Below are 20,399 nucleotides of genomic sequence, written 5' to 3' on the forward strand. Positions count from 1 at the left end.
GCAAGACGGTTTTTGTCGCAAGACATCCGCACAGTACGCGGAAACGGAAGCTTGTCCGGAACGTTCCAGATACTAGGTGGTTGGATGGCCGGATAAGCGGAGACCCGACGAAGGATGTGTGATGCGCGCCGACAGAACCTCTGAGCCAGAACCCGCTGTTGCCGCCTCGAAGAGGACGGACGCGGTTCAGGTGGCCGGCGTCATTGGCGCCGCCTGGCTGCTGTCGATCGGCTTCGACTTTCTTCTTCATGCGGGACTCCTGGCGAGCCTCTATGTTGACGCCGGTCCGTTCCTGCTGCCGCCTGACGTCGCGTTGCGCCGCATTCCGCTGGGCTATCTCTCGTTTCTCTTCCTCACCATCGGTCTCTACTGGCTCTTTCAACGTCTGGGTATTCGAGGAATCGCGTCAGGACTCCGGCACGGCGCATGTTTTGGTCTCGTCGTCTGGGGCGCCTTGGCAATCGGTCTGTATTCGATCAGCACCGCGAGGTTGCCGCTTCTCGCAGGCTGGTGGATCGGCCAGGCGATTGAACTCGGACTCGCGGGCGCCGTCCTCGGCACGGCTGCGGCCGGCGCGTCGCTCAAGCGGATTTGGATGGCAGTGGGGCTCATTGCCCTCGGGTGTTTCGTGGTAACCGTCGTCCTGCAGAACCTGGGGCTTGCCCCGGCGGTGAGACTGATGAAATGAGTGGCAATCAGCCGAATATTTAAGAATTCGTGTCGCGCGGTGAACGGAGGCGAACCGAATCGATCTGCGCGCTCGCGCCGGTAGAACGACGAAGCGCACTAAGCAGAAAGCGATTTTGAGCAAGATTATCGAGTGAACTTCATCCGACGTGTGCGAGGTGAATTATGAAAATCCTACGAGACATTTTCCTGTGCGTTTTAACGGCGGTTGTTTTATCTGCCTGCACTGAAAGAAACAGCTTGCTTTTGGAAAACGCGAACGGGTCACGAATTCCGCCGGACACTTTGATCTCGGTTGGATCTTCCGAAACGCTTGGTCAATGGTATTCATATGTCATTTCAAACGATGGCGAGGTTGTCTATATGCCCATTAAATATGCGGGTTACGGCAAACCTTTAGTGACGCAGGAAGTTCCCATCAAAAGCCGAATCAGCCAAGAGCAGTTGGAGCAAATCGTCCGCGAGTTTGAAAATCAAGAGTTTTTTTCTTTGAACAACGAATATCTGATGGGTGAGAACGACTGCGAAGGTCGCGTTTTAGATGCCGGAATCCGAACGGTTTCAATCGAAATCGGCGGAAGAAAGAAAACTGTGCGTTGGAAGGGTTGTCTGAAAAAAGGAAAGTACTATCCGCCGCAGTTGTTTTCCGTCATCGAGAAGATTCTTCAAGCGGTCAACGCGGCGCAAAGTACGTAATGTAATTATGATTTAAGAACGCCGCGATTATTGCGCGGAGCGCTGAATTCAAACGTTATGCTGCTCCTGTTACAATTTGAACGATGCCCAAGATAATCTTACTTTTCTTTTGTTTCTTTCTATTTTCTGACCTTGCTTTGGCGCAGGAAACGAACGACTACGGCAAGTTTCTCGACGAAGTGGCAAAAGGTTTTGGCGCGGACGCAGAGAAACTTAACAAAGAGTACAAACTTGGCGACTATGACCGTTGGGACGCAGACCAAGAAACGGGCAAACTTATCTTTTCCAGCAAAGGAAAACCAAGAGTTATCGCTTCGTTTCAGATCGCTGGTTCGTATTCAACTTACTCAAATACTTGGAAGTGGTCTTGGGCAAACGAAACCGTTGATGCTGCCAACAAGCGAGATATGAACAAGATCAAGGAGTTCGGAGAGAAAAACCAATTCAAAGAACTAACTACGCCACAATGGAAGTGTGAAGAAAATTACGGCTGGACGATGACGGCAGTTGCAGGGCAGCTTATCAAAGCAAAGGGCGCGTATCGCGGGAGAATTGCTGACGGTTTTGTTTATTTATTGATTACAGACATAAAATGGGCGGATGACGACGGCAGGCAGGCCGATTCCACCAAGCAGAAGTTCGATACTCTCTATGCCCATGCGCGATAAAGCGGCGCGGTCGGGGGAACGGTGCCGTTCGCCCGCTTCTATGAAATTGAACGTGATATGTTTTTAGGCGATGTTTATTGTTTTATCTATTGTTTTCGTCATTATCGGTCTTTCCCTTTTGTTAACGGGTTTGCGCGGCGTGGTTTCAAAAAAGCCGTTCGTGTTTTCCTCGAAAAGCAGTTTTTGGTTTGTTGCACTGGCTTTCTCGCCCGGTATCATTCAGCTGTTAACTTTGTTCTGGGAACTTTACTCGTCATCAGTAGAACACGGAGAAGATTTTGTTGAATGGTATTTTGCTTTCCTGCTCCTGTTTCCGTTGCTTATGTATCCCGTATTTTTCGCTTTTCTCTGGCGGCAAATGCGCGGCTACACGGTTTTAGGCGTAACTGACGACTCATTTCGGCAAGCACTTTATTCAGTTCTTAACGATTTATGTTTACCGTTTGAGGAGAGTTTGTCGAAACTGCGTCTAACTTCGCTCGACGCAGACCTCGAAGCAAACGTCGCAAGTTGGATGGGCGTTGCAAATCTTCGCGTCAAACAGGACGAGCATCAGGAAACTTTAGTGCGTATTGCCGATGCACTGAAAACTTATTTTGCCAACTCGCACGCTAGTATAAACATGGTAACTTGCATTTACTATATTTTTCTCGGCGCGATGCTTTTGGCAATGGCTGGAATCTTTAGCTACCATTTAGCAAGCAGAGACTTATTACATTAACGGACGGGCGAACAATTCAATGGACGTGATGGCGAAACAGCGACTTTCTTATTGAGATTTTTGGTGAACTCAAACGGGCTTGGTGGCGGTTTCGCGCCACCACATTTCAGTCGTTAGCCACAATAGTGAGATGCTCGTGGAACTTCAGGAATTCGTAGTCCCTCTTGAATCGGAGTCCGTGTGAATCCACGATCAGGGATGGTATTACGGTGCCCGATTTCGGCTGTAGCGCGGAGACGAGACGATATCCGCAACCGTCGCGCCGGATGAGTGAGAGTTTGGCGTGGAGTGGTTCCGGGGTGACCTTGCCGCTTGGCCAAGTTCAAGTTGGTCGGTTACGGAATGGGTAATTGAGAGAAAGGGTGAGATGGAAATTCTCATCCTGAAATGTAGTTCAGATCCTAGCGTTCTTTGCATCGTTACTCTTCGGCCGCAGATTTCCGTAGAGACCGTTTCGCAGTGGTAAGGGTTGCGGCTAACAATTCGCTGAGGCCGACCGCCCTGACGGGCGTCGGCCTTCGCTTAAATGTTGGGCGTTTCGTTTGGTAAAGAAATTGCGCTTGGTGAACGAGGATGATTAAAGAAAGTTCCCACGAAGCGTCAACACCGCCGTTGGACTTTAACGGCTAGGCTCAAAGGTGCGCGAATGGCGCGTCCTTTGCAACCGTTCGTTAAATGGCGCCTAGCGCCACCTTCAGTTTCCTTTCAAAAAAGAACTCATTGTTAGGTACTGCATACTCGATACAATCGCAAAGAAATTCGCCACTTGGGACTTTATTCTCAAGATCTTTGCGGAGGTCTTCACTTTGCTCCCAGGTATAGCCAAATTCCGCGATAGTCATATGAGCCGGAATGGAATCACGTCGATATGTAAACCCGGTAAAAGCCGAGGTCGAATGAACCCGATCCTTCAGTTCGATGAACTTGTCATTGGGCTGGATGTCAAAGCAAACTCCGGGATGCGGGGGATAAGTAATCAGGGGACCGTACCTGACTTTGAAGGAAGGAAAGTTCGACATCGAAAGCCGAAGCTCGTCCAGTTGGTCGTCTGTTAGCACGCTCTTGAGTGGTCGACTTAAACTAATGTGTCCGCAGCAATAACTGGCCGAAGTTGGATCGTGTCTGGCCCTAAGCTCATCTACTATCGCCAAGACCTCTTTCGGAGGAATCACATAGAAAGCTCCGAATTGATAATCGTGTTGCCATTCCAGCCATTTTGATTTGTCTTGTGCGTATGAAATCATAGCGCCATTTAACTGATTACTAACTCTGGTCTCGCAGATAACACGCAAAATCAGGCGTGTCATCCAAATGAGTTCGAAACTTTTGCGAATCCCGCTGAAATTTGTCTTGATTGTATTTGAACCGGATTCCGACATCAAGGAAAACTTTTCCGGCTCACTTGCCTCAACTATGGAAAAACGGAAACTGCCCGATCAGGTCCGGAACCCTTCGCCGATTTGCGATTTTGTTATGAGTGCCGTCGATCCCGTGCGGTTTCAGCGTCGGGCTTCCAACTGACGAACCGGTTCAGCGTCGGGCTCCTGCCCGACGGACGGCTCTTCTTTCTCGGGGCTGCGGGCTAAGCCCGCGGATTGTCGTGATCTCGTTTGACCCGTCGGGCGGGAGCCCGACGCTGAACGCGTAGCCTAACTAACTCAAAGCGGTCTTTGACGGCCGGCTTGGTTCAACACCGAATTGTGCGGCGGCTCATTGACCGACCGCCGGCTTGCCTCGATCAACCGCGACACTCGAATTTCTATCACGTTAGATTGCCGTTCCACCACTCTCTTGAACCTTGCGAGTAATGAATTGCTGTAACTCATCATCAATATCCGCCGTCGGCAAGGTGACATAACCCTGCTTCGCAATAAAGACCAACCACACTTCAGGATACTTCCATACCTTTTCGATCATCTTCCACGAAAGCTCTGTCCAGCCGATGTCAGATTCAATACCGATCCGATCATCCGTAAAACGAAATTTAGCTTCAGGAGTTTCCATCCGCTTGAACTTCTCCATCGAGCGACTCAAGTAGATGGTATATGACAGCACGCCGAAAACCAGACAAAGCCCCACTACTGATCCCAAGAATCCGAGAAGCCAAGAGCGATCTCCCGATATCAGGAAATATGCGAAAGCAAGCAAGGCCACCGCGAAGGAGGTAAACCCTCCGAGACCGATGGAGCGAATCCAGAATTGCCATACGGCAAATTTAATCAGGTCAGGAGAATATCTGACTGTAATTTCCCGATCCATACTTGAGACCTTGAGTAAGCAATCTAACGTTCGCGTTAACCCGCGAGCAAAAGGGGCGTGAAGCGCCGCTTTTGCAAGTCGGAGTTGAACGCGTTGTTATGCGTTTTTATCCCTGAGGTGATAAATATCACCTTTGATAAATTTTTCATACGAATCACAAGTGATCCAGCCGTATTTTTCGGAGAAGTATCCCTCGCTACATTCAGCGTAAGATGCGATAGCCTCCCAAGAAAATAGGCAATGCTCATGATTTCCGTTATCCGGGCATTTTTTCTTTTCCCATTTCAGCCCAACATCCAGAGCTGCCTCCATTGCTTCAGGAAGCCACCAACCTCTGTATGAAAACACCTCTCCAACCTTTGGTAGCGGGTGAGTTCTGTTAAAAAGTTTCAAACGTGAACACTGGACCTTCATTATTAATTACACGGTGTAGTTGAAACTGTTCATTACCTGTTTTTGGGTCAACATAGAGACCAGCGGGAGCGACTGGCCCGATATCCATTCTGTCAAATTCCACAACAAGCCTCGAAACGCCATCGTTTTCCGAAACGTTTAATATTTTTCCTTTTGGCTCTACATAGGGCATCGTTTTGTTACGCATAACGGCTGAGAAGACGTGGAGCGAAACCGGCTACGCACAATGTGAAATTTACCACGCAACGCGATAACAAAGTCGCTGTTTCGCCCTCACGTCTATTGAATTGTTCGACGTTTCCTGATCTTTAGCACACTTCTCAAAATACCCGATATTTTGTCTTTCGTTCATTTGTCTTCAGTTCTTGTTTTGATGTCTATACTTTCGACAGCTCATCATAGAAAACTACCGCAGTTTGACAAATTTGTTCAAATTTTTCAGCCTCAATTTGCGGACTTTCAAATTCGCTAAAATTCCAAGTTATAACAAATGCTTTATTTTCAAAAGCAATTCTAAATTCCTTATGGTCTGTATTTAGATATTTGTAAATTTCAGCAACGATCTGCTTTTTTTCAAGTAGAGATACAAGAAATTGAGGATCAAAACTATGAAGAATTATATCTGCTGGAATTGCAGGAATTATGACTGGCTGGTAATCAATGGAATATTTAGCGGAGCTCTTGAGGAAAGTCGGTTTGTTCTGAATGTCGAAGGTCTCTCGAAGATTTGGCAAATTGAATCTAACTTCATAGTCAGTTTTGGAGATAGTAAAATTATTTACAGACATCTTTAACCGTTTGATTTTAGCCTCAAAATTGTGTTTTCACGCTCAAAAATTATTGTGTTATCAGAATCAAGAATTGTCCCGCCGCCGTGGACATCAATAACTTTTCCGTATTTGGACGCTATTTCCGGCAGAATTCTCTCCTTCATCAATTTGCTTTCCTTATTTCTGTTTAGGAGAGATACAATGATCCACACCCAGCCAATTAACATCGCTAAAATTGCCAAAACAAACAGTAATGACATAAGACTGCCTTTAGCAAAAATAAGAATCAAATCAAAATCCGCCAAAAACAAAGATACAATTGACTGATATGTCATCACCATTTTTAATTTGAATTATGGTTCAACCGCATAAACCGTAAATTTGCAACTTGCCGTTATTCAAAGATGTCCTGCTAAACATCAAACTATCTGTGGGATTGTGAGTGCTTGCGTCTGATTAACTAGGCGCAAAACGCCGAACTACTTATTAACTCTAATCTTCCAGATAACACGCAAAATCAGGCGTGTTATCCAGTTGGACTCGAAATTCTTGCGACTCCCGCTGAAATTTGTCTTGATTGTATTTGAACCGGATTCCAACATCAAGGAAAACTTTTCCGGCTGACTTGCCTCAAATTTGGAAAAACCGAAACTGCCCGATCGGGTCCGGAATCTGATCCGAATGATGCATATCTGCCATTCTCAACGACCAGCGCGTCGCGTCGCGGGCGCACCGCCGAACTGTGTCTGCGAACGCAAAAAAACCAGCCTCACGGACTGGCTGCCTCTACCTGATGCCGACAACGACTCTCCTGATTGCCGTTTTCCATCCACCGGCCCCGCTTTTCTGCTCGTCTCGCCCAATCCGGTTTGGTATTCTAACTCCAAGCGGTCTTTGACGGCCGGCTTGGTTCAACACAGAATTGTGCGGCGGCTCGTTGACCGATCGCCCGGCTGCCTCGTTTAACCGCGCCACGCGAATTCTTAATACGTTATGTTTCTTTCTGTGACCAATGGCAACTGATGTTTACAAGCTGTTGAGTGCAATTCATAAGCGACCTGTAATGTATCTTGGCGAGCCATCGCTTTGGCTGCTTGCATCCTTTTTGTTTGGCTACATTTCGGCTCTTGAAACCAATGAAATAGAGATTGAAGAAAACCCTTCGTTTCGAGGTTTTCAGAGTTGGGTTGTGATGAAGCTTCAATCAAACGAAGGCAATGTGGTTTGGAACTATTTATTAGTGAAATCTTGCAACGGAGACGCCGAGAAAGCGTTTGAGAAGTTTTTCGTTTATTTGGAAGAATTCAAAGATAAAAAGGAGAAAATTCTTGTGTCGGTGCAGTTGCCGCTTGCGTCAACGCCCAAAACTGAGAAAGTTCTTCGGTCAGACGGCAGATATTACAGAGAATCGCTCGTCTGCTTGGTTCAGATTGTCGAGTATGCGGGAGCAGAAGGGGCATTTGTTCGCTGTATTGGAGCTGATGGCAAATTGAAGGACGAACGTTACAGCTTTAGTTTCGAACTTGCTTTGGAATATGCAGAAATGCTGTATGGAGTAAGAAAAGAGGATTGGAAACTAACGGAAAAATAACAAATCAATGGACGTGAGCGACTACACCTTCAGCTTGAATGCTGATCGCGCGCCGCCGCAGCTGTAGGCCGGCGTTGGGCGTTTCTTTGTTTCCGTCGGCAGTGCAATGATTGACTTGAGCAAAATACAAAACGGCCATTTGTTGACCGACGTTTTTGGAAAGTTTCCGTCTTTTCACGATTCGGAAGTTCATCGAATCAATCTTATTCGCGAAACTCGTTCTTTCGGTCCGACGCTGACCGCATTGATTCACGTTTTCGAGGTGATTAAAGAGTCTCACGAGAAAAAGCGCCGCTTTTTGGAGAGTCACGCTTTTGTAGAGTTTCGCTTTTCAAAAGTCAGCGATTTGGAAATTGTAGGTTTTAATTATCAGAATGTCTTACAATCGCTCGAAATAACGGAGGTTGTCGAAGCTGAAACAGAAAAACCGAAGTATGAGATCTCGTTTGAAGGCATCTTCGGCGTAAGCGCAAGGTTTTATTGTGAGGAGATTTCGATTGAATCCGTTGAACCTTATGTTCCCTAAAGATGAAAACGGGACCCAACGTATCAAGAATTCGTGTGGCGCGGTTAATCGAGGCAAGCGGGCTATCGGTCAACGAGTCGCCACACAATTCTGTGTTGAACCAAGCCGGCCGCTTGGAGTTAGAATACCAAACCGGATTGGTTCATAACATTGCCACTTGCGAGCGTTCCCGAAGAAATGCACGCGTTAATTGTTCAACGTGTATCAACTGCCGAAGGTAAAATCGATCGCTAACAAGCGCTTCGAGATCGACGGGCTACGTCGGCGCTTCGCGCCTCCTTCGCTCGCCACCCAAGCGCGCCGTTGTACGTTTTCGGTAATGCCAATCGAATTCTTGATATGAAGAATGTTGTTTATTTGTATTTGATTGTCGCCTTTGCTGCTTTTATCCCTGCGCCTGCGCTCGCGCAAACTCAAGACCGCAGAATGGTTTTCGACAGGTATGATTGCAACGAGCCTGCGACAGAAAGCGAAGACAAAGACAGTAGTTGCTTGGTCGAACTTGTTGATGTCCACGTTGGCGGTCAGAAAATCACTTCCGGCAAACCATTTGTCGCCGATGAAAACTGGCTGAAAAATCTCAAAGTCAAAGTCAAAAATGTAAGCGGCAAACCATTTGTTTTCGTCCAAGTCAGTTTTGGCTTAATTGAAGGATTGTATGAAGAACTCGCGCCGAGTGCTTCGTGGGGTTGGGGATTTGGTCTTTCCCATGGCAAAGCTTCGAATTCAAACGATAAAAAGAGGAAAATATCGAAGGTTATTGTTCTCAAACCGAATGAAGAAATAGAATTGACCTTTGCCGACCTTGCGGATGTTTATAAGAAGTCATCGTTTATGCAAGTCGTCGGAAAAATGAGTCAAATCGTTGTAAGAACTGCAACTGAACTGTTGAATTTGAGGACGGCAACCAAGACGACAGTTTCATTTTTATCAAGGACAAGTAGCTTGTGATTAGGCGGCGACAGTACAAATTAATGGAGGCGAGGCGAAACAGCGACTTTGTTATCAATCTTGCCAGTTAAGCTCGAAGTGGCGTAAAGGCGGTTTCGCCCCGCGTCATCTCAGCCGTTCGGCTTCTTTTCTTGTTTATGGAAAGGCGAATCGCAAAAGTTGAAGGTCGATATTTGCAAGGCGAACCGAACGAGCGGTTTTCTGGAACAATTAGTTTTGAATCTCATTCAGATTGCATTTATTACCAGTGGCGTATCAATACTAAAGACGGCGAATGGGGCCAAAGTGCAATCCCTGTATCTTTTCGCGTAATACCAGAAGATGGAGATTCTTTCGAGTATGCGCTAGAACATTCTATCGAGCGCTTGCGTCGCTATCGCTCGAACAGGCAGAAAGTATTTTACGTGGAAAGCTGGTCTTGGCTTCATTTTTAGCCGAGCAAGCCTGTTGAAAACAAATTTGCGTTTAGGAAAACGGCTTGTTTAAGCTGGCGGAAACCCGAACGTATTAAGAATTCGTGTGGCGCGGCTGATCGAGGCAAGCCGGCGGTCGGTCAATGAGCCGCCACACAATTCTGTGTTGAACCAAGCCGGCCGTCAGAGACCGCTTGGAGTTGGAATACCAGACGGGGTCGAGCGAGACGGGCGGAAAAGCGGGGCCGGTGGAGTAAAAACAGCAGGCAGGAGAGCCGTTGTCGGCGTCAGATACAGACAGCCAGCCCGTGAGGCTGGTTTTTTTGCGTTTGCCGCCACGGTTCGGCCGTGGCGGCGAACGCGACGCCTTGCACCCGCCGTTTGGAAAAGAGACGACGAAATCCAACGCACGGTGTTTGATGGCGAATGCCCTCTCGGAGCGATCCGGCCGATCAGCGCGAGCCGCCCGCCGCCCGCGGATTTTCACGCACGCCCGAAACAGGATGTGAAAAATTGCCTGTTCAGTGATTTCTTTCGCGTAGCTCTATACAATCGTCCATTGATGTTAAAATCGTGCTATGGAAACGATGACTCTAACAATCAATTTGCCCAAAGAAGTCGGCGCAGCGTTGGAGAACAAAGCGAAATCAGACGGAAAAGATGTTGCGGAATATGTTGAAACAATGATTGCCGCACAAATCAAACGCCCGACATTTCGAGAACTTTTCTCGGATGTCCGCGAAAATATTTCCGTCAGCGACGAAGATCTGGAAAAAGAAATTGATGCCGCGATTGCCGAATCACGCGAAGCGAAACGTAAAAAGTGAGTGAAATTCCCATCACCGTTTATGATTGCGGCGTTTTTCTGCAAGGTTTGCTCTCAAAAGCCGGTCCCGCCGTCGCGTGTCTTGAGCTAGTCGAGCAAGATCGTATTCGCCTTGTGATGAGCGAAGCGGTTTTGGGGGAAATCAAAGATGTGCTTTCGCGTCCGCTTCTTCGTGAACGTAATCCGAATTTAACCGATGAAAAAGTTGAAAACTTGATTGACTTAATTTTAGAAAGAGCCGAATTTGTTGAAAATGTGCCGCCGCACTTCAGTTGTTCACGCGACCCGAACGACGATCAGTATCTCAATCTTGCCATCGAAACCGAAGCAGTTTTTCTGGTCAGCAGAGATAACGATTTGCTTGATTTGATGACGGATTTTACTGCCGAAGCAAGAGATTTTCGTCGTCGCCATCGTCGAATCAAAGTCCTAGATCCAGTGAAGTTCTTGGAAGAAATACGGAAATTGGAAAGCAAAGGCAGCGTTTCGTAATTCAGGCGCGTTCCAACGTTTTACGAATACGTGTGGCGCGGTGAACGGAGGCAGATCAGCCGCCACTGTTGAATTAAGCCAGACGTCACAGGCCGACAGGAACTTGACACAAGGCTGAAATGAGCGACACGGCTGGGAAAACTGCGCCGATGAAGGAACACGGCGGTCCGTTCGACGCCGTCACTTGACAACGAACCGGAGGCGGACGATAAATGATGATAACCGCCTGCGGTCGGCGATCCCAAGTGTTCACCTTCGCGCGAAACAGCCTTCATTTCACGCGAAATCGTGTTCACGTTAACGCGAAACAAGCACGCTGCGCGCCGGTTCGATACCTGAGGATTTATGAATCTTTATCTGCCACGTTTGATCACCGCTTTTCTCGCGTTTATCGCTGGTGTTTGCGCCGTCTGGTCGTGGCCTTCTGAAGCGAAGAAACCCAATTTGGACAACGCTGCAATTGCCGAAAAGCCAATGATTGCCCCGTTGGTAAAAGCAACGCCGCGACAAAACTTGGAGCCGCAAATTGAACCCAGGCCCCGACGAATCAAACCAATTCCTTTTGACCGCCACGAAAATTTCGAGGATGCGGTGCTAACCCTCAAACGGCTTGCCAACTATATGGGCAAAAAGGGCTTGCAGACGTTTCGGGTTTCAGAGGTCCGAGATGACCACGGTACCGAATTCACTTACGCGTATTGGATGCAGGACAATTCAATCATTATTTTGCATTTTCCGTTGTATGGTGAGCCTTCGGAGCCGGAGCTGTTTTGGCTAAGCGACAAAGCTCGCATTGACCTCAAAGATGTCGTGCCGACAGGAGACTATGGAAATTTGGTTTTTCGTTTGGTACAAAGAGATTGGGCTGACAAAGTCTTGGCGTCGTGCAAAGCTGGCTATGAGCTAAGATTCGTTGCCAAATGAAGGGCGAATGAAGGACGTTCCGGCGCGAACAGCCTGGCACGATCAAGCAGCCGTATTCACGATCCGGCAATTCCGTTGCGCTCCATTGCCGCCGGTAATGCCAGTCTTTAGGCCGACGTATCTACCATGAGTGAGAAAGACGTTCTCTGGCGAAAGTTATTGGGTGAGGAGAAGCAGCGGTTGCTTTCCCAACCTGTGGAAGAATTGATTGCGATGAAGCCTTTTACATCAAGCGTCATCAAAAAGGATGGTCTGACTATTGAATATGGAATTTGGCATGAGATTCACAGCGAGGACATAGAAGTCTGCGCAGAAGAAGCAAACAAGCTTTCGACGCACCTCGACCGGTCTTTTAGAATTCCCAGGCCACAGCGCGCGAGTCACACATTCGTTCTCCAGGCGACTCGGAACATATTTCTTGGTCTTTACAGGAAATATCACGCTGGCTTTTCAATTGATAGCATGGGGAAGATCGCTCCTGTATCGGACGACACTTTTGCCGCCTACGATTAATGGTAAGCAGCATATGAAAGATGAAATCACAAGTTCACCACAACCGCCAAACCACGCGCTCGTGCCTCACGACAAGAATGTTTCGCCTGTCGGTTGGTACCTGGTTTCGTACCTGCTACGGTTCGTGGAGCTACGAGACAAGGATAACGACGATGACGAGAGGCGATTCTTGTCCTGGGAGAACACGGTCCTTGTGAAGGCTGAGAACATAGACCACGCCTACGACAAGGCGACGACGATAGCCAGGCAGGAGGCAAAGCCATACAAAGGCGGTCCGGAGGGAGTTCCAGTTCAATGGAAGCTCGTAGGCATCACAGACATACTCCCCATCTACGAAGAAATAGGAGACGGCGCCGAGATCGCCTGGGCCGAGCGGGCGCCAAGAAAACTGCACAACCTGAAGAAGATGGTCAGGCCCAGAGGCAAGTTTCGCCAGTAGGTCACGCCGCGCAGTGAAGCCTGACATCGAAAATTTGCTTTATGATAAACGTAAGATTTATTTTCTGTGTCTCTTTGCTTTCAGTATTCATTTGCGGAGCTTGCAACAGCAATCTGAACGTCGAAGGGCAAAACGATAAATCTTGTCAGGCAAGTCCGAGTGAAAGAGTTTCGCAATATCAGAGCAAAATATTGCAGAGTGATTTCGTTGGAGTCAATCGTTACTATTCCAAACGAGTGCTTCAGATGAAACTAAACAATCGAGAACCTAAAGGCTGCAAGAACGCCGACGATTGTTTGACCGCCGCCAATCGCATCGCCGGTTTTGAAGTTTCTATCGCGGGCGGACAATCTAAAACGCTGAAAGAAATTCCGACTTCTGACGTTAATCGAACGCGAGTTCTAACAATTCCGCCTTATCCGTTGAGCGTCAATATCATTTACGAACTCGTCCGTGAAGATGGCGATTGGTATTTTGACAAAGCGTTCTATGAGAACGGTGAACCTATTGCAGGTTTTGAAGACGCTCCGTTAGCGGAAGGAGAGATTAAATAAATACGGCTTATTGCTTTTTGACGCGGGATAACGCTGGCTTGTCCCCGCCAACCGCGCCACACGAATTCTTAATACGTTAGATGGCTTTCGCGTGATGCCAAGTCTCGAAGAGCCAAGGAGTCATAATCAAACCGTGATATGTCGAAGCGTAAGGTCCTCACCGCGATCATAGTGCTGCTGCTAATCGGTGTTCCCATACTGATTAATCGGTGGATTTCGGAAAGCGCTCGGCGTCAAGATGCGCGCGACGATGAGTTGGTGGCTAAATATGAGTGTGAGCCGCCTACCAAGTGTGTAGCCGATTTCAATGGAGATGGTATTGCTGACCGCCTTGACGTGATTCAGACCGATCCCGCCAATCGTTCTGAACGGTGGCTCGTAGCTCTCTCTGATGAACGCGAACTCCTTCGTCTGCCTTACGACCACACCGATAACACGCTTAGGACACACACCGCAGTTGTAAATGACGTTGGTAAATCCAGTCTTTTGGTTTATGACGGAGCGAGTTATCGTCCGGCTCTCAAGGCTGCCTTTGTTTGGAAGGGTGAAAAGATGGTCGAGGTGACGCCCTCGAGTCAAGAGCGAGAAATCCTATCCGCGATGGCAGCACATGATGACACAGGAGGGTGGAATGATCGGGTTCTGAGGGATCTATACGAAGTGGCCAGGTTAATCGCTTATTATGTGCTGCTGGCCATCGTTGCAGGGGTGATAGCTTATCGGAAATACGGAAAGAGAGTGGCTGTGAAATCCGCCATCTAACGTATTAAGAATTCGTGTGGCGCGGCTGATCGAGGCAAGCCGGCGGTCGGTCAATGAGCCGCCACACAATTCTGTGTTGGATCAATCCGGCCGTCAGAGACCGCTCTCGGAGTTAGAATACCAGACGGGATTGAGCGAGACGGGCGGAAAAGCCGGTCCCGCCGTCGCGTGTCTTGAGCTAGTCGAACAAGATCGTATTCGCCTTGTGATGAGCGAAAGCGTTGCGGCGCTCGTCACGCAGTTGATGACCAGCGTGCGACACGGATTTCTTCTCCTCGCTCTGTACATGGGCGTCGTCTATGAATAGCTCTCTCAATTACGTCGTGTAGATATGTTTCCTTATAATCGAAGATATCGTCGTCGCCAACATTTAGCTTCTCTTTTACAAAATTTAGATATGAAGCTACCTCATGCTCAACCGATATGTTCACTTCCGGCAGACTATTCTGAAGTAATGCTGCTAAAGAGCCTTTAGCCCTCAAGAAATCTTTCAGGCGTCTTCTAATCTCCCGCTCAAAAGTGGCAGGCAATTCATCGTAAACAATCTTAGGTAAGATGACTTTGGATTGAGTCTTCCGTATATAGTCGATCAGGATCGCAAATTGCCCTGACCTCATTAGAAAGTCATTGTGTAGGATATTGGTATCGAGGACGATTATCATTTGATTCAAGTTGCCAGACGCCTAACGCCTTGCCGATCAGCGGCCGTTGGAGCCGGTCCGCTGCATCGGCTTGTTAGCTGCTTCCCACACGGACATGATGCCATAGGGCCCCGGTTCGTATCCGCCGTCTGCGTCGATTTCACGGACGACCGCAAGAGCTTCCTCCAGAGTCCGCAACAAGCAATGCCGATTGACCTGGTACTGCTTCGCGCCGGAGTTGCAGGACAATGGCGAACACTCAGGAGCCGGGCCGGAAGTGAAGCAAACGATGTCGTAGCCCCTCAGTTCAAACCCCGTGCCTGGCCCCACAACGCCAGTAGGGACTTCTTCGATGGGTTCCCACTCGCCATCAAGTACCGCCTCCGGGTGCGCTTCGTAGAAGAACCGTCGGAGGGAACAAGCGTCCTCCATCTCGGTTGCGGCGAGAGCCTTTTCGAGGGCATCGATGGTGTCGTAAAGACGCCACCGGTTGCAGAGCCAAAGAGTCGTGTGGTCAATTGGTGACTCAGAGAAGCACTCGCTGACCGACAGGATCTCCTCGACTGCTGCGTTGCCCAGCCAGGACTCGGGCTTCTCGATGAACTTGGCGTTGTACCCGACAGGTTTCATGTGCAGCTAACGTTTGAAATCACCGGGCTGCGCGGCTTTTTGCGCAGCTCCGGTGGATTGATGGGTTATGCGTCAACTTCTCGCTAAACCAGTTTCTCGATTGAGCCGCTAACGCTTTGTGCCAGCCGCCAATGCTTGCGCTCGTCTTTGCCAAGCTTTCTTGTGGCAAACAGAATCGCCAACTTCAGGAGTGGTGACGCCGCCGGGTATTCGTCCTTCAACACGAGCGCCTGAGCCCTAGTTCCAGATGAATGTATTGCGAGCGACGCGAAGCGCTTGATGACCTCTGAAGTAGATTCAGAGTACAGCTTAACAATGTCTTGAGCATGATTCCACTCGGGCGCGGATGCAAAGATATGCAATATCCACATCGCGTAGTAGGGGGGCGGCGGAGTGCGTTTGCTCTTCAGAGGTTTCAATAGCTTTTTCGCGATCTGCTTTTGCTCTGCTTTTGTCAAATCATCGAAAGAAAGAACGTAGGTCGCAATGTGCTCAGCCACGGGGTAGAGCAATTCGGCATTGTCAATTGCGAGGTGAAGTACTTCTCGCATGAGTTCCGCAGGAGCGCCTGGGATACGTGGCAGCTTCGTCAGTGCAAAGGTGACCGCTTGGTAGTCGACAAGCGCTGTATCGGCGAGCGAGGCCTCAAGCATTCCCTTCAGGTCAGAACCTTGAAGAACGGCAAGGGCCTGTTCGATAACCACGTCATCCATGTTGCCATCGGAGTCCTCGTCGTCACCCTCGGTGCCTTCGTAACCAACTCTAAAGTTGCGAAGCATGTTGACGATAGTGTCACGATCGGTTAACTGGTCACCGTGATCAAACAAGTATTCATGGCGGTAGTCGTCGATCGTAAGTATCTTGGTTTTCGCAGACTGAAGCGTTAGGCCGTGCTTTGAGAACAACCACTCGCCCAGCGAAAACAGGACCGACTGAGCTTCGTATTCGGTTCGACAAAAGATGCTGAAGTCGTCGACCCAGCGAACAAAATCGACGCTCTGACTCTGCATGGATGCGTCTACGTCTATCAGTAGGGCCTCGGCAAGCAACCTTGAAGCATAGGGACCGACAGGGATTCCATAGCTATCCCGCCCCAGCACGTTTCCAATGAGCTTCTTTACAAGTACGCGAGCCACGTCGCGTACGCGCTGGGAAGCAGCTACGCTTTCAATGACGTTTTCGAGGCGATGCTGATAAATACGGGGATAGAAATCTGCAATATCAGCAACCGCTACGTAACGCACGTGCGGTTTAGCAGCCTTGGCGGAAAGCTGTTGACGATAGGCCTCATAGGAGCCGCGAGAGTCGTACAACTCTAGGGGTTTGCTCACATCCGCACGGTATGAGAACACACGCTTTGCCTTGGTAGGTATGCGACTGACCTCGATGTCTGGCTTTGCAATAAGAACTAGTGCCGTGTAAATAATGAGGTCTTGGGGGTGAAGCATGTAGAGAAGTCGCACATTGGCGCGATTCTTCGGGGCAAAGACCTTGAGTGGCTTAAATGGTTCGTAAACGTCAAGGTCAATGCGTTCGATAGTGTCGCGTATCGAGTTCCAATTTACGGCAACTACTGACCACTCAGGTGGCTCTGGGAGCATCGTGCTGAAGCCATGGTGAACAATCGCCGCAAATGCATTGTCGAGTTCTTGAGTGGTGAGATTAAACATAGTGGTCCGAGCTGGCTGGTTTATGACGCATAACTTATGATTATCCCGCATCGATCTTGATAAGACGCCGATTCGGGTGTGTTATCCGGGTCAAACCCAGGCATCTTTGAAAGATTTCACAATCGCCTTTATTATCTTGAAAACTCAATCAACGGGCGCTTGAAGCCCGTAGTTTATCTCAATTTCACAGCCCTTGCATACCTCGATGGAACATACCTCGATGGGACATACCTCGATGGAACAGAAACCAAAACTACTCGAATGCGCGCCGTTGCGCGGGCGCGACATCTCAGCCACAGAACGGAGAAGGCATATCACAATTTCATCAAACGATTCATCCTATTCCATAACAAACGGCACCCGACGGAAATGGGCGCGGACGAAATAAGCCAGTTTCGCGGTCGAGCGTTTCGGCTCCGACTCAGAATCAGGCGTTTTTCGCACTGCTTTTCCTTTACCGCGATGTTTTGAAGATACGCCTTCCACAGATCGAGGGAGTGGGCCGAGCGAAACGTCCGAAACACTTGCCCGTGGTCTTTACTCCACGAGAAGCGAAGGTCATTCCCGGGCACTGAAGAACAACCAATCATCAGCGAGGTTTATCAAGCGTAAACGGGCATAAATTCTGTATGCTAACAGTTGAGTAAGCAAAATTGTTGACAAGATTGACAACAAGGCTTAAGGTGAAATTTGGAGGTAAAACAATGTCGCAAGTAAGAGTTAGTGAAAACACCCACGAAGTATTGCGTTCGCTTTCCACACGGGAAGGAAAATCAATGCAGGATATTATAGACAAAGCCATTGAAGATTATCGCCGAAAAGCCTTTTTGGAAGGCTTGAGCAATGACTACCGGCTTTTGCGGGAAAACCCGGAAGCATGGAAAGACCACGAGGAAGAAACGGCACTTTGGGATAATACTTTGATGGACGGACTGAAAAACGAATGACGCAAGTAAAACGCGGTGAAATCTGGCTGGCAGATCTCAGCCCGACAATTGGACGGGAACAGGCAGGAATGCGCCCGGTTCTGATTCCGTCCGCCGATTATTTTAATCAAGGCTTTGCCGATCTTGTTTTTGCCATTCCGATCACGTCCAAAGACAAAAATATCCGCTCGCACGTTGCCGTTTTCCCGCCGGAAGGCGGCTTGACTATGCCAAGCTTCATAATGTGCGAGGCAATGCGCTCGATCAGCAAACAACGTCTTGTCAAACATTTGGGAATAATCACCCCGGCGACCATGCACGAGGTCGAAGATACGCTGAAAATTCTACTCGAATTATAAATTAGCTGGAACGAAACAAAATGGCAAAAAAGCCACTGTAACAGATAATAAAAAACTCGAAGAATTCAAGCAATCCAAGCCCAAACAGCTGGTTTTGTTTGAAATGATTTTGCCGGAAGATAAGAGATATTCCAACACTATCGAGTCTTACGACTTTATACCTAAACACTTTTGGGGCAAAGCCAAACGCATCGAAGGACGTTTTTTGGATGAGTTGGACCGAGAATTTTCTGCTCACGCTGATCCGCCCGATCACTGCTAGAGGTCATTCCCCATGAAACTCCGTCCGCCGGTTATTGTCGTTGTTCTATTTTCAGCGGCAGGCGCAAGGCGTCGCGTCCGTTGCCACGGCCGAACCGTGTCGGCAAACGCAAAAAAACCAGCCTCACGGGCTGGCTGCCTCTACCTGATGCCGACAACGACTCTTCTGATTGCCGCTTCCCTTCCGCCGGCCGCGCTTTTCTGCTCGTCTCGCCTAATCCGGTCTGGTATTCTAACTCCAAGCGGTCTTTGACGGCCGGCTTGGTTCAACACCGAATTGTGCGGCGGCTCGTTGACCGATCGCGCTTGCCTCGATCAACCGCGCCACACGAATTCTTAACAGGTTGGGTGAGCTTTCTTAACGTAGTATGATTTCTGACGAAAAACTCCTGGAGCGGTTGCAAGATTCTGAAGATGCCTTCGTGGAACGCAAGCCCCAAGCGGTAAGCACTGAGGATGCCTGCAAAACGCTAGTTGCTTTCGCGAACTCCCTGCCTGACGGTCGTGAGGGCATTCTTTTCATTGGCATCTCTGATAAAGGCGGCAATGTAGCCGCGTCAACTCCACCGTTATGCCCCTGCGTGGTTCTTGCGGCAACAGATTTATGAAGTTTAAGATTTTACACATCTTCATTTGTATCGGTTTATGTTTTGTTGCCATCTGTGAAAGCAATGCACAAACCCGTAAAATCACAAAGCGAGTCGGCAGCACAACTTTGTATCCTTACAGCCCGAAATCAACTGAATCGTTGAACGATATTCCAGCAAATATAGTTGAAAAAGTTACAACTCATCTGAAAAATCGTTTGGGCGAGAATTTTTATCAGAAACTTCAATTTAGTTACGGAGTTATTGTAAATTTTGATGATTTGAAACGCGCTGACCCAAATGCTAATTATCAATGGAAAGTTTTTACCTATAAGTTGGAATACAAATTTAGTATGCCCGAAGTTGGCGTAAAACTTTATGAGGCTGAAATATGGCTTGACGAGAAAGGCGACGTTCTAAAGGAAATTGACCTTCCGGCTATCGCACAAAAACCTGAAAAGGCAAAAATAATTCCTGTCAAAGAAGCACTCGTTATTGGCAAAAGGAATAAGTTTCGAGCAAGTCGCGTTGAGTTAGCGTATCGAGACAAAGAAGATTCGATTGTTTGGCGGCTCGTAAAACATAATAGAGATGGCTCTACATCGGAACTTGACGTAAGCGCACATTCGGGCGAGATTCTAAATTCAGTAAGTTATAAAGGTATTTCGTAATGTTAAAGCCGCATAACAATTCAATGGACGTGAGGGCGAAACAGCGACTTTCTTATCGCGTTGTCCCTTAAACCTTAACGGGCTTGGCGGCGGTTTCGCCCCACGTCATCTCAGCCGTTACCTTTACGATGAACGCATCGGTTAAACCAGAATGGCCAAAACGCTGGGCTCTGCTCCGAGACCTGATCTGCTCGCGACTTACGTCCGACGACGATGCGGCCGCATGGCCGATCATCATTGACCGAGTTTGTTCGGACGCCGAGTACCTTTGCCGTCACAATCCCGACAGCAAGCTCGTTGCTATGACAATCGGTTGCTGCTCGCACTGGCTCCGACCGCATCAGACGCGCTGGACCGCGGATGGCGGGTTTGCTTGGCCAACGGGTTATGCGGGGCGACGGCACTCACGAATGGGGCTTCCACAACACGATTGGGATGTCACTGTCCA

General features: G+C 48.6%; 28 protein-coding genes. 20 read left to right on the forward strand and 8 right to left on the reverse strand.

The window, feature by feature from the left end:
• The first annotated feature begins 121 nt into the window (after positions 1-121).
• The 4 genes from IPN69_18455 to IPN69_18470 all read left to right on the forward strand — a co-directional run bounded on the left by IPN69_18455 (position 122) and on the right by IPN69_18470 (position 2,772).
• Complete coding sequence (locus IPN69_18455) at positions 122-688, forward strand: hypothetical protein (GenBank protein MBK8812694.1); 567 nt, start codon at positions 122-124, stop codon at positions 686-688.
• A 164-nt stretch (positions 689-852) separates the two neighbouring features.
• Positions 853-1,383: a hypothetical protein gene (locus IPN69_18460; protein MBK8812695.1), complete on the forward strand. Its 531-nt coding sequence runs from the start codon at positions 853-855 to the stop codon at positions 1,381-1,383.
• A gap of 83 nt (positions 1,384-1,466) precedes the next feature.
• Entirely contained in the window at positions 1,467-2,051 is a 585-nt protein-coding gene (locus IPN69_18465) for a hypothetical protein (protein ID MBK8812696.1), read from the forward strand.
• A 70-nt stretch (positions 2,052-2,121) separates the two neighbouring features.
• The gene (locus tag IPN69_18470) at positions 2,122-2,772 is read left to right on the forward strand and encodes a hypothetical protein (GenBank protein MBK8812697.1); all 651 of its coding nucleotides are present in this window, start codon (positions 2,122-2,124) and stop codon (positions 2,770-2,772) included.
• A gap of 671 nt (positions 2,773-3,443) precedes the next feature.
• On the opposite strand, the gene IPN69_18475 is transcribed toward IPN69_18470, so the two are convergent.
• From IPN69_18475 to IPN69_18495, 5 genes are all read right to left on the reverse strand, one after another.
• A complete protein-coding gene (locus tag IPN69_18475; GenBank protein MBK8812698.1) occupies positions 3,444-4,151 on the reverse strand; it encodes a 2'-5' RNA ligase family protein in 708 nt (235 codons plus the stop codon).
• A gap of 388 nt (positions 4,152-4,539) precedes the next feature.
• Entirely contained in the window at positions 4,540-5,031 is a 492-nt protein-coding gene (locus tag IPN69_18480; protein ID MBK8812699.1) for a YcxB family protein, read from the reverse strand.
• Between the two features lie 96 nt (positions 5,032-5,127).
• The gene (locus IPN69_18485; GenBank protein ID MBK8812700.1) at positions 5,128-5,424 is read right to left on the reverse strand and encodes a hypothetical protein; all 297 of its coding nucleotides are present in this window, start codon (positions 5,422-5,424) and stop codon (positions 5,128-5,130) included.
• Positions 5,425-5,822: 398 nt separating this feature from the next.
• The gene (locus IPN69_18490; protein MBK8812701.1) at positions 5,823-6,233 is read right to left on the reverse strand and encodes a hypothetical protein; all 411 of its coding nucleotides are present in this window, start codon (positions 6,231-6,233) and stop codon (positions 5,823-5,825) included.
• Positions 6,234-6,235: 2 nt separating this feature from the next.
• A complete protein-coding gene (locus tag IPN69_18495) occupies positions 6,236-6,550 on the reverse strand; it encodes a hypothetical protein (GenBank protein ID MBK8812702.1) in 315 nt (104 codons plus the stop codon).
• 677 nt (positions 6,551-7,227) lie between these two features.
• Between IPN69_18495 and IPN69_18500 the strand changes: the two genes are divergently transcribed.
• The 11 genes from IPN69_18500 to IPN69_18550 all read left to right on the forward strand — a co-directional run bounded on the left by IPN69_18500 (position 7,228) and on the right by IPN69_18550 (position 14,206).
• On the forward strand, positions 7,228-7,806 hold the full coding sequence (locus IPN69_18500) for a hypothetical protein (protein MBK8812703.1): 579 nt from the start codon (positions 7,228-7,230) through the stop codon (positions 7,804-7,806).
• A gap of 106 nt (positions 7,807-7,912) precedes the next feature.
• Positions 7,913-8,332 (forward strand): hypothetical protein, encoded by a 420-nt coding sequence (locus IPN69_18505; protein MBK8812704.1) that lies wholly within the window; start codon positions 7,913-7,915, stop codon positions 8,330-8,332.
• Positions 8,333-8,671: 339 nt separating this feature from the next.
• The gene (locus IPN69_18510) at positions 8,672-9,283 is read left to right on the forward strand and encodes a hypothetical protein (GenBank protein MBK8812705.1); all 612 of its coding nucleotides are present in this window, start codon (positions 8,672-8,674) and stop codon (positions 9,281-9,283) included.
• 137 nt (positions 9,284-9,420) lie between these two features.
• Positions 9,421-9,717 carry a hypothetical protein gene (locus IPN69_18515; GenBank protein ID MBK8812706.1) on the forward strand — a complete coding sequence of 99 codons (297 nt, stop codon included), beginning with the start codon at positions 9,421-9,423 and terminating at the stop codon, positions 9,715-9,717.
• A gap of 557 nt (positions 9,718-10,274) precedes the next feature.
• Positions 10,275-10,523 (forward strand): hypothetical protein, encoded by a 249-nt coding sequence (locus IPN69_18520; GenBank protein ID MBK8812707.1) that lies wholly within the window; start codon positions 10,275-10,277, stop codon positions 10,521-10,523.
• Positions 10,520-11,014, forward strand: a complete 495-nt coding sequence (locus tag IPN69_18525) for a putative toxin-antitoxin system toxin component, PIN family (GenBank protein ID MBK8812708.1) — start codon at positions 10,520-10,522, stop codon at positions 11,012-11,014. The genes IPN69_18520 and IPN69_18525 overlap by 4 nt, the downstream gene beginning before the upstream one ends.
• 345 nt (positions 11,015-11,359) lie before the next feature.
• The gene (locus IPN69_18530; GenBank protein MBK8812709.1) at positions 11,360-11,938 is read left to right on the forward strand and encodes a hypothetical protein; all 579 of its coding nucleotides are present in this window, start codon (positions 11,360-11,362) and stop codon (positions 11,936-11,938) included.
• Between the two features lie 126 nt (positions 11,939-12,064).
• Positions 12,065-12,451 (forward strand): hypothetical protein, encoded by a 387-nt coding sequence (locus tag IPN69_18535; protein ID MBK8812710.1) that lies wholly within the window; start codon positions 12,065-12,067, stop codon positions 12,449-12,451.
• Between the two features lie 13 nt (positions 12,452-12,464).
• Positions 12,465-12,890 carry a DUF4288 domain-containing protein gene (locus IPN69_18540; GenBank protein MBK8812711.1) on the forward strand — a complete coding sequence of 142 codons (426 nt, stop codon included), beginning with the start codon at positions 12,465-12,467 and terminating at the stop codon, positions 12,888-12,890.
• Positions 12,891-12,931: 41 nt separating this feature from the next.
• On the forward strand, positions 12,932-13,444 hold the full coding sequence (locus tag IPN69_18545; GenBank protein MBK8812712.1) for a hypothetical protein: 513 nt from the start codon (positions 12,932-12,934) through the stop codon (positions 13,442-13,444).
• A 138-nt stretch (positions 13,445-13,582) separates the two neighbouring features.
• Positions 13,583-14,206 carry a hypothetical protein gene (locus IPN69_18550; GenBank protein ID MBK8812713.1) on the forward strand — a complete coding sequence of 208 codons (624 nt, stop codon included), beginning with the start codon at positions 13,583-13,585 and terminating at the stop codon, positions 14,204-14,206.
• Between the two features lie 233 nt (positions 14,207-14,439).
• Here the strand turns inward: IPN69_18550 and IPN69_18555 are convergent, their stop codons facing one another.
• From IPN69_18555 to IPN69_18565, 3 genes are all read right to left on the reverse strand, one after another.
• A complete protein-coding gene (locus IPN69_18555; GenBank protein ID MBK8812714.1) occupies positions 14,440-14,868 on the reverse strand; it encodes a DUF4935 domain-containing protein in 429 nt (142 codons plus the stop codon).
• A gap of 36 nt (positions 14,869-14,904) precedes the next feature.
• Complete coding sequence (locus IPN69_18560; GenBank protein MBK8812715.1) at positions 14,905-15,477, reverse strand: hypothetical protein; 573 nt, start codon at positions 15,475-15,477, stop codon at positions 14,905-14,907.
• 83 nt (positions 15,478-15,560) lie between these two features.
• Complete coding sequence (locus tag IPN69_18565) at positions 15,561-17,147, reverse strand: RNA-directed DNA polymerase (protein ID MBK8812716.1); 1,587 nt, start codon at positions 17,145-17,147, stop codon at positions 15,561-15,563.
• A gap of 261 nt (positions 17,148-17,408) precedes the next feature.
• On the opposite strand from IPN69_18565, the gene IPN69_18570 reads away from it, so the two are divergent.
• The 5 genes from IPN69_18570 to IPN69_18590 all read left to right on the forward strand — a co-directional run bounded on the left by IPN69_18570 (position 17,409) and on the right by IPN69_18590 (position 19,951).
• Entirely contained in the window at positions 17,409-17,618 is a 210-nt protein-coding gene (locus tag IPN69_18570; protein MBK8812717.1) for a phage integrase N-terminal SAM-like domain-containing protein, read from the forward strand.
• A 233-nt stretch (positions 17,619-17,851) separates the two neighbouring features.
• Positions 17,852-18,094 carry a toxin-antitoxin system protein gene (locus IPN69_18575; protein MBK8812718.1) on the forward strand — a complete coding sequence of 81 codons (243 nt, stop codon included), beginning with the start codon at positions 17,852-17,854 and terminating at the stop codon, positions 18,092-18,094.
• Positions 18,091-18,432, forward strand: coding sequence for a type II toxin-antitoxin system PemK/MazF family toxin (locus IPN69_18580; GenBank protein ID MBK8812719.1), 342 nt, complete (start codon positions 18,091-18,093; stop codon positions 18,430-18,432). Before IPN69_18575 ends, IPN69_18580 begins: the two co-directional genes overlap by 4 nt.
• A 629-nt stretch (positions 18,433-19,061) precedes the next feature.
• On the forward strand, positions 19,062-19,301 hold the full coding sequence (locus tag IPN69_18585) for an ATP-binding protein (protein MBK8812720.1): 240 nt from the start codon (positions 19,062-19,064) through the stop codon (positions 19,299-19,301).
• On the forward strand, positions 19,298-19,951 hold the full coding sequence (locus tag IPN69_18590; GenBank protein ID MBK8812721.1) for a hypothetical protein: 654 nt from the start codon (positions 19,298-19,300) through the stop codon (positions 19,949-19,951). Before IPN69_18585 ends, IPN69_18590 begins: the two co-directional genes overlap by 4 nt.
• Positions 19,952-20,399: the final 448 nt, after the last annotated feature.

This window comes from Acidobacteriota bacterium, assembly GCA_016715115.1.
Classification (GTDB): domain Bacteria; phylum Acidobacteriota; class Blastocatellia; order Pyrinomonadales; family Pyrinomonadaceae; genus JAFDVJ01.

Excerpts from the sequence above, each read along its gene's own strand:
- IPN69_18530 (MBK8812709.1), top strand. The coding sequence starts at position 11,360 with ATGAATCTTTATCTGCCACGTTTGATCACCGCTTTTCTCGCGTTTATC.
- IPN69_18585 (MBK8812720.1), top strand. The coding sequence starts at position 19,062 with ATGATTTCTGACGAAAAACTCCTGGAGCGGTTGCAAGATTCTGAAGAT.
- IPN69_18490 (MBK8812701.1), bottom strand. The coding sequence starts at position 6,233 with ATGTCTGTAAATAATTTTACTATCTCCAAAACTGACTATGAAGTTAGA.
- IPN69_18480 (MBK8812699.1), bottom strand. The coding sequence starts at position 5,031 with ATGGATCGGGAAATTACAGTCAGATATTCTCCTGACCTGATTAAATTT.
- IPN69_18510 (MBK8812705.1), top strand. The coding sequence starts at position 8,672 with ATGAAGAATGTTGTTTATTTGTATTTGATTGTCGCCTTTGCTGCTTTT.
- IPN69_18560 (MBK8812715.1), bottom strand. The coding sequence starts at position 15,477 with ATGAAACCTGTCGGGTACAACGCCAAGTTCATCGAGAAGCCCGAGTCC.
- IPN69_18470 (MBK8812697.1), top strand. The coding sequence starts at position 2,122 with ATGTTTATTGTTTTATCTATTGTTTTCGTCATTATCGGTCTTTCCCTT.
- IPN69_18550 (MBK8812713.1), top strand. The coding sequence starts at position 13,583 with ATGTCGAAGCGTAAGGTCCTCACCGCGATCATAGTGCTGCTGCTAATC.
- IPN69_18495 (MBK8812702.1), bottom strand. The coding sequence starts at position 6,550 with ATGACATATCAGTCAATTGTATCTTTGTTTTTGGCGGATTTTGATTTG.
- IPN69_18455 (MBK8812694.1), top strand. The coding sequence starts at position 122 with ATGCGCGCCGACAGAACCTCTGAGCCAGAACCCGCTGTTGCCGCCTCG.
- IPN69_18500 (MBK8812703.1), top strand. The coding sequence starts at position 7,228 with ATGGCAACTGATGTTTACAAGCTGTTGAGTGCAATTCATAAGCGACCT.
- IPN69_18515 (MBK8812706.1), top strand. The coding sequence starts at position 9,421 with ATGGAAAGGCGAATCGCAAAAGTTGAAGGTCGATATTTGCAAGGCGAA.
- IPN69_18565 (MBK8812716.1), bottom strand. The coding sequence starts at position 17,147 with ATGTTTAATCTCACCACTCAAGAACTCGACAATGCATTTGCGGCGATT.
- IPN69_18590 (MBK8812721.1), top strand. The coding sequence starts at position 19,298 with ATGAAGTTTAAGATTTTACACATCTTCATTTGTATCGGTTTATGTTTT.
- IPN69_18540 (MBK8812711.1), top strand. The coding sequence starts at position 12,465 with ATGAAAGATGAAATCACAAGTTCACCACAACCGCCAAACCACGCGCTC.
- IPN69_18545 (MBK8812712.1), top strand. The coding sequence starts at position 12,932 with ATGATAAACGTAAGATTTATTTTCTGTGTCTCTTTGCTTTCAGTATTC.
- IPN69_18505 (MBK8812704.1), top strand. The coding sequence starts at position 7,913 with ATGATTGACTTGAGCAAAATACAAAACGGCCATTTGTTGACCGACGTT.
- IPN69_18535 (MBK8812710.1), top strand. The coding sequence starts at position 12,065 with ATGAGTGAGAAAGACGTTCTCTGGCGAAAGTTATTGGGTGAGGAGAAG.
- IPN69_18475 (MBK8812698.1), bottom strand. The coding sequence starts at position 4,151 with ATGTCGGAATCCGGTTCAAATACAATCAAGACAAATTTCAGCGGGATT.
- IPN69_18465 (MBK8812696.1), top strand. The coding sequence starts at position 1,467 with ATGCCCAAGATAATCTTACTTTTCTTTTGTTTCTTTCTATTTTCTGAC.
- IPN69_18575 (MBK8812718.1), top strand. The coding sequence starts at position 17,852 with ATGTCGCAAGTAAGAGTTAGTGAAAACACCCACGAAGTATTGCGTTCG.
- IPN69_18555 (MBK8812714.1), bottom strand. The coding sequence starts at position 14,868 with ATGATAATCGTCCTCGATACCAATATCCTACACAATGACTTTCTAATG.
- IPN69_18570 (MBK8812717.1), top strand. The coding sequence starts at position 17,409 with ATGCGCGCCGTTGCGCGGGCGCGACATCTCAGCCACAGAACGGAGAAG.
- IPN69_18460 (MBK8812695.1), top strand. The coding sequence starts at position 853 with ATGAAAATCCTACGAGACATTTTCCTGTGCGTTTTAACGGCGGTTGTT.
- IPN69_18520 (MBK8812707.1), top strand. The coding sequence starts at position 10,275 with ATGGAAACGATGACTCTAACAATCAATTTGCCCAAAGAAGTCGGCGCA.
- IPN69_18580 (MBK8812719.1), top strand. The coding sequence starts at position 18,091 with ATGACGCAAGTAAAACGCGGTGAAATCTGGCTGGCAGATCTCAGCCCG.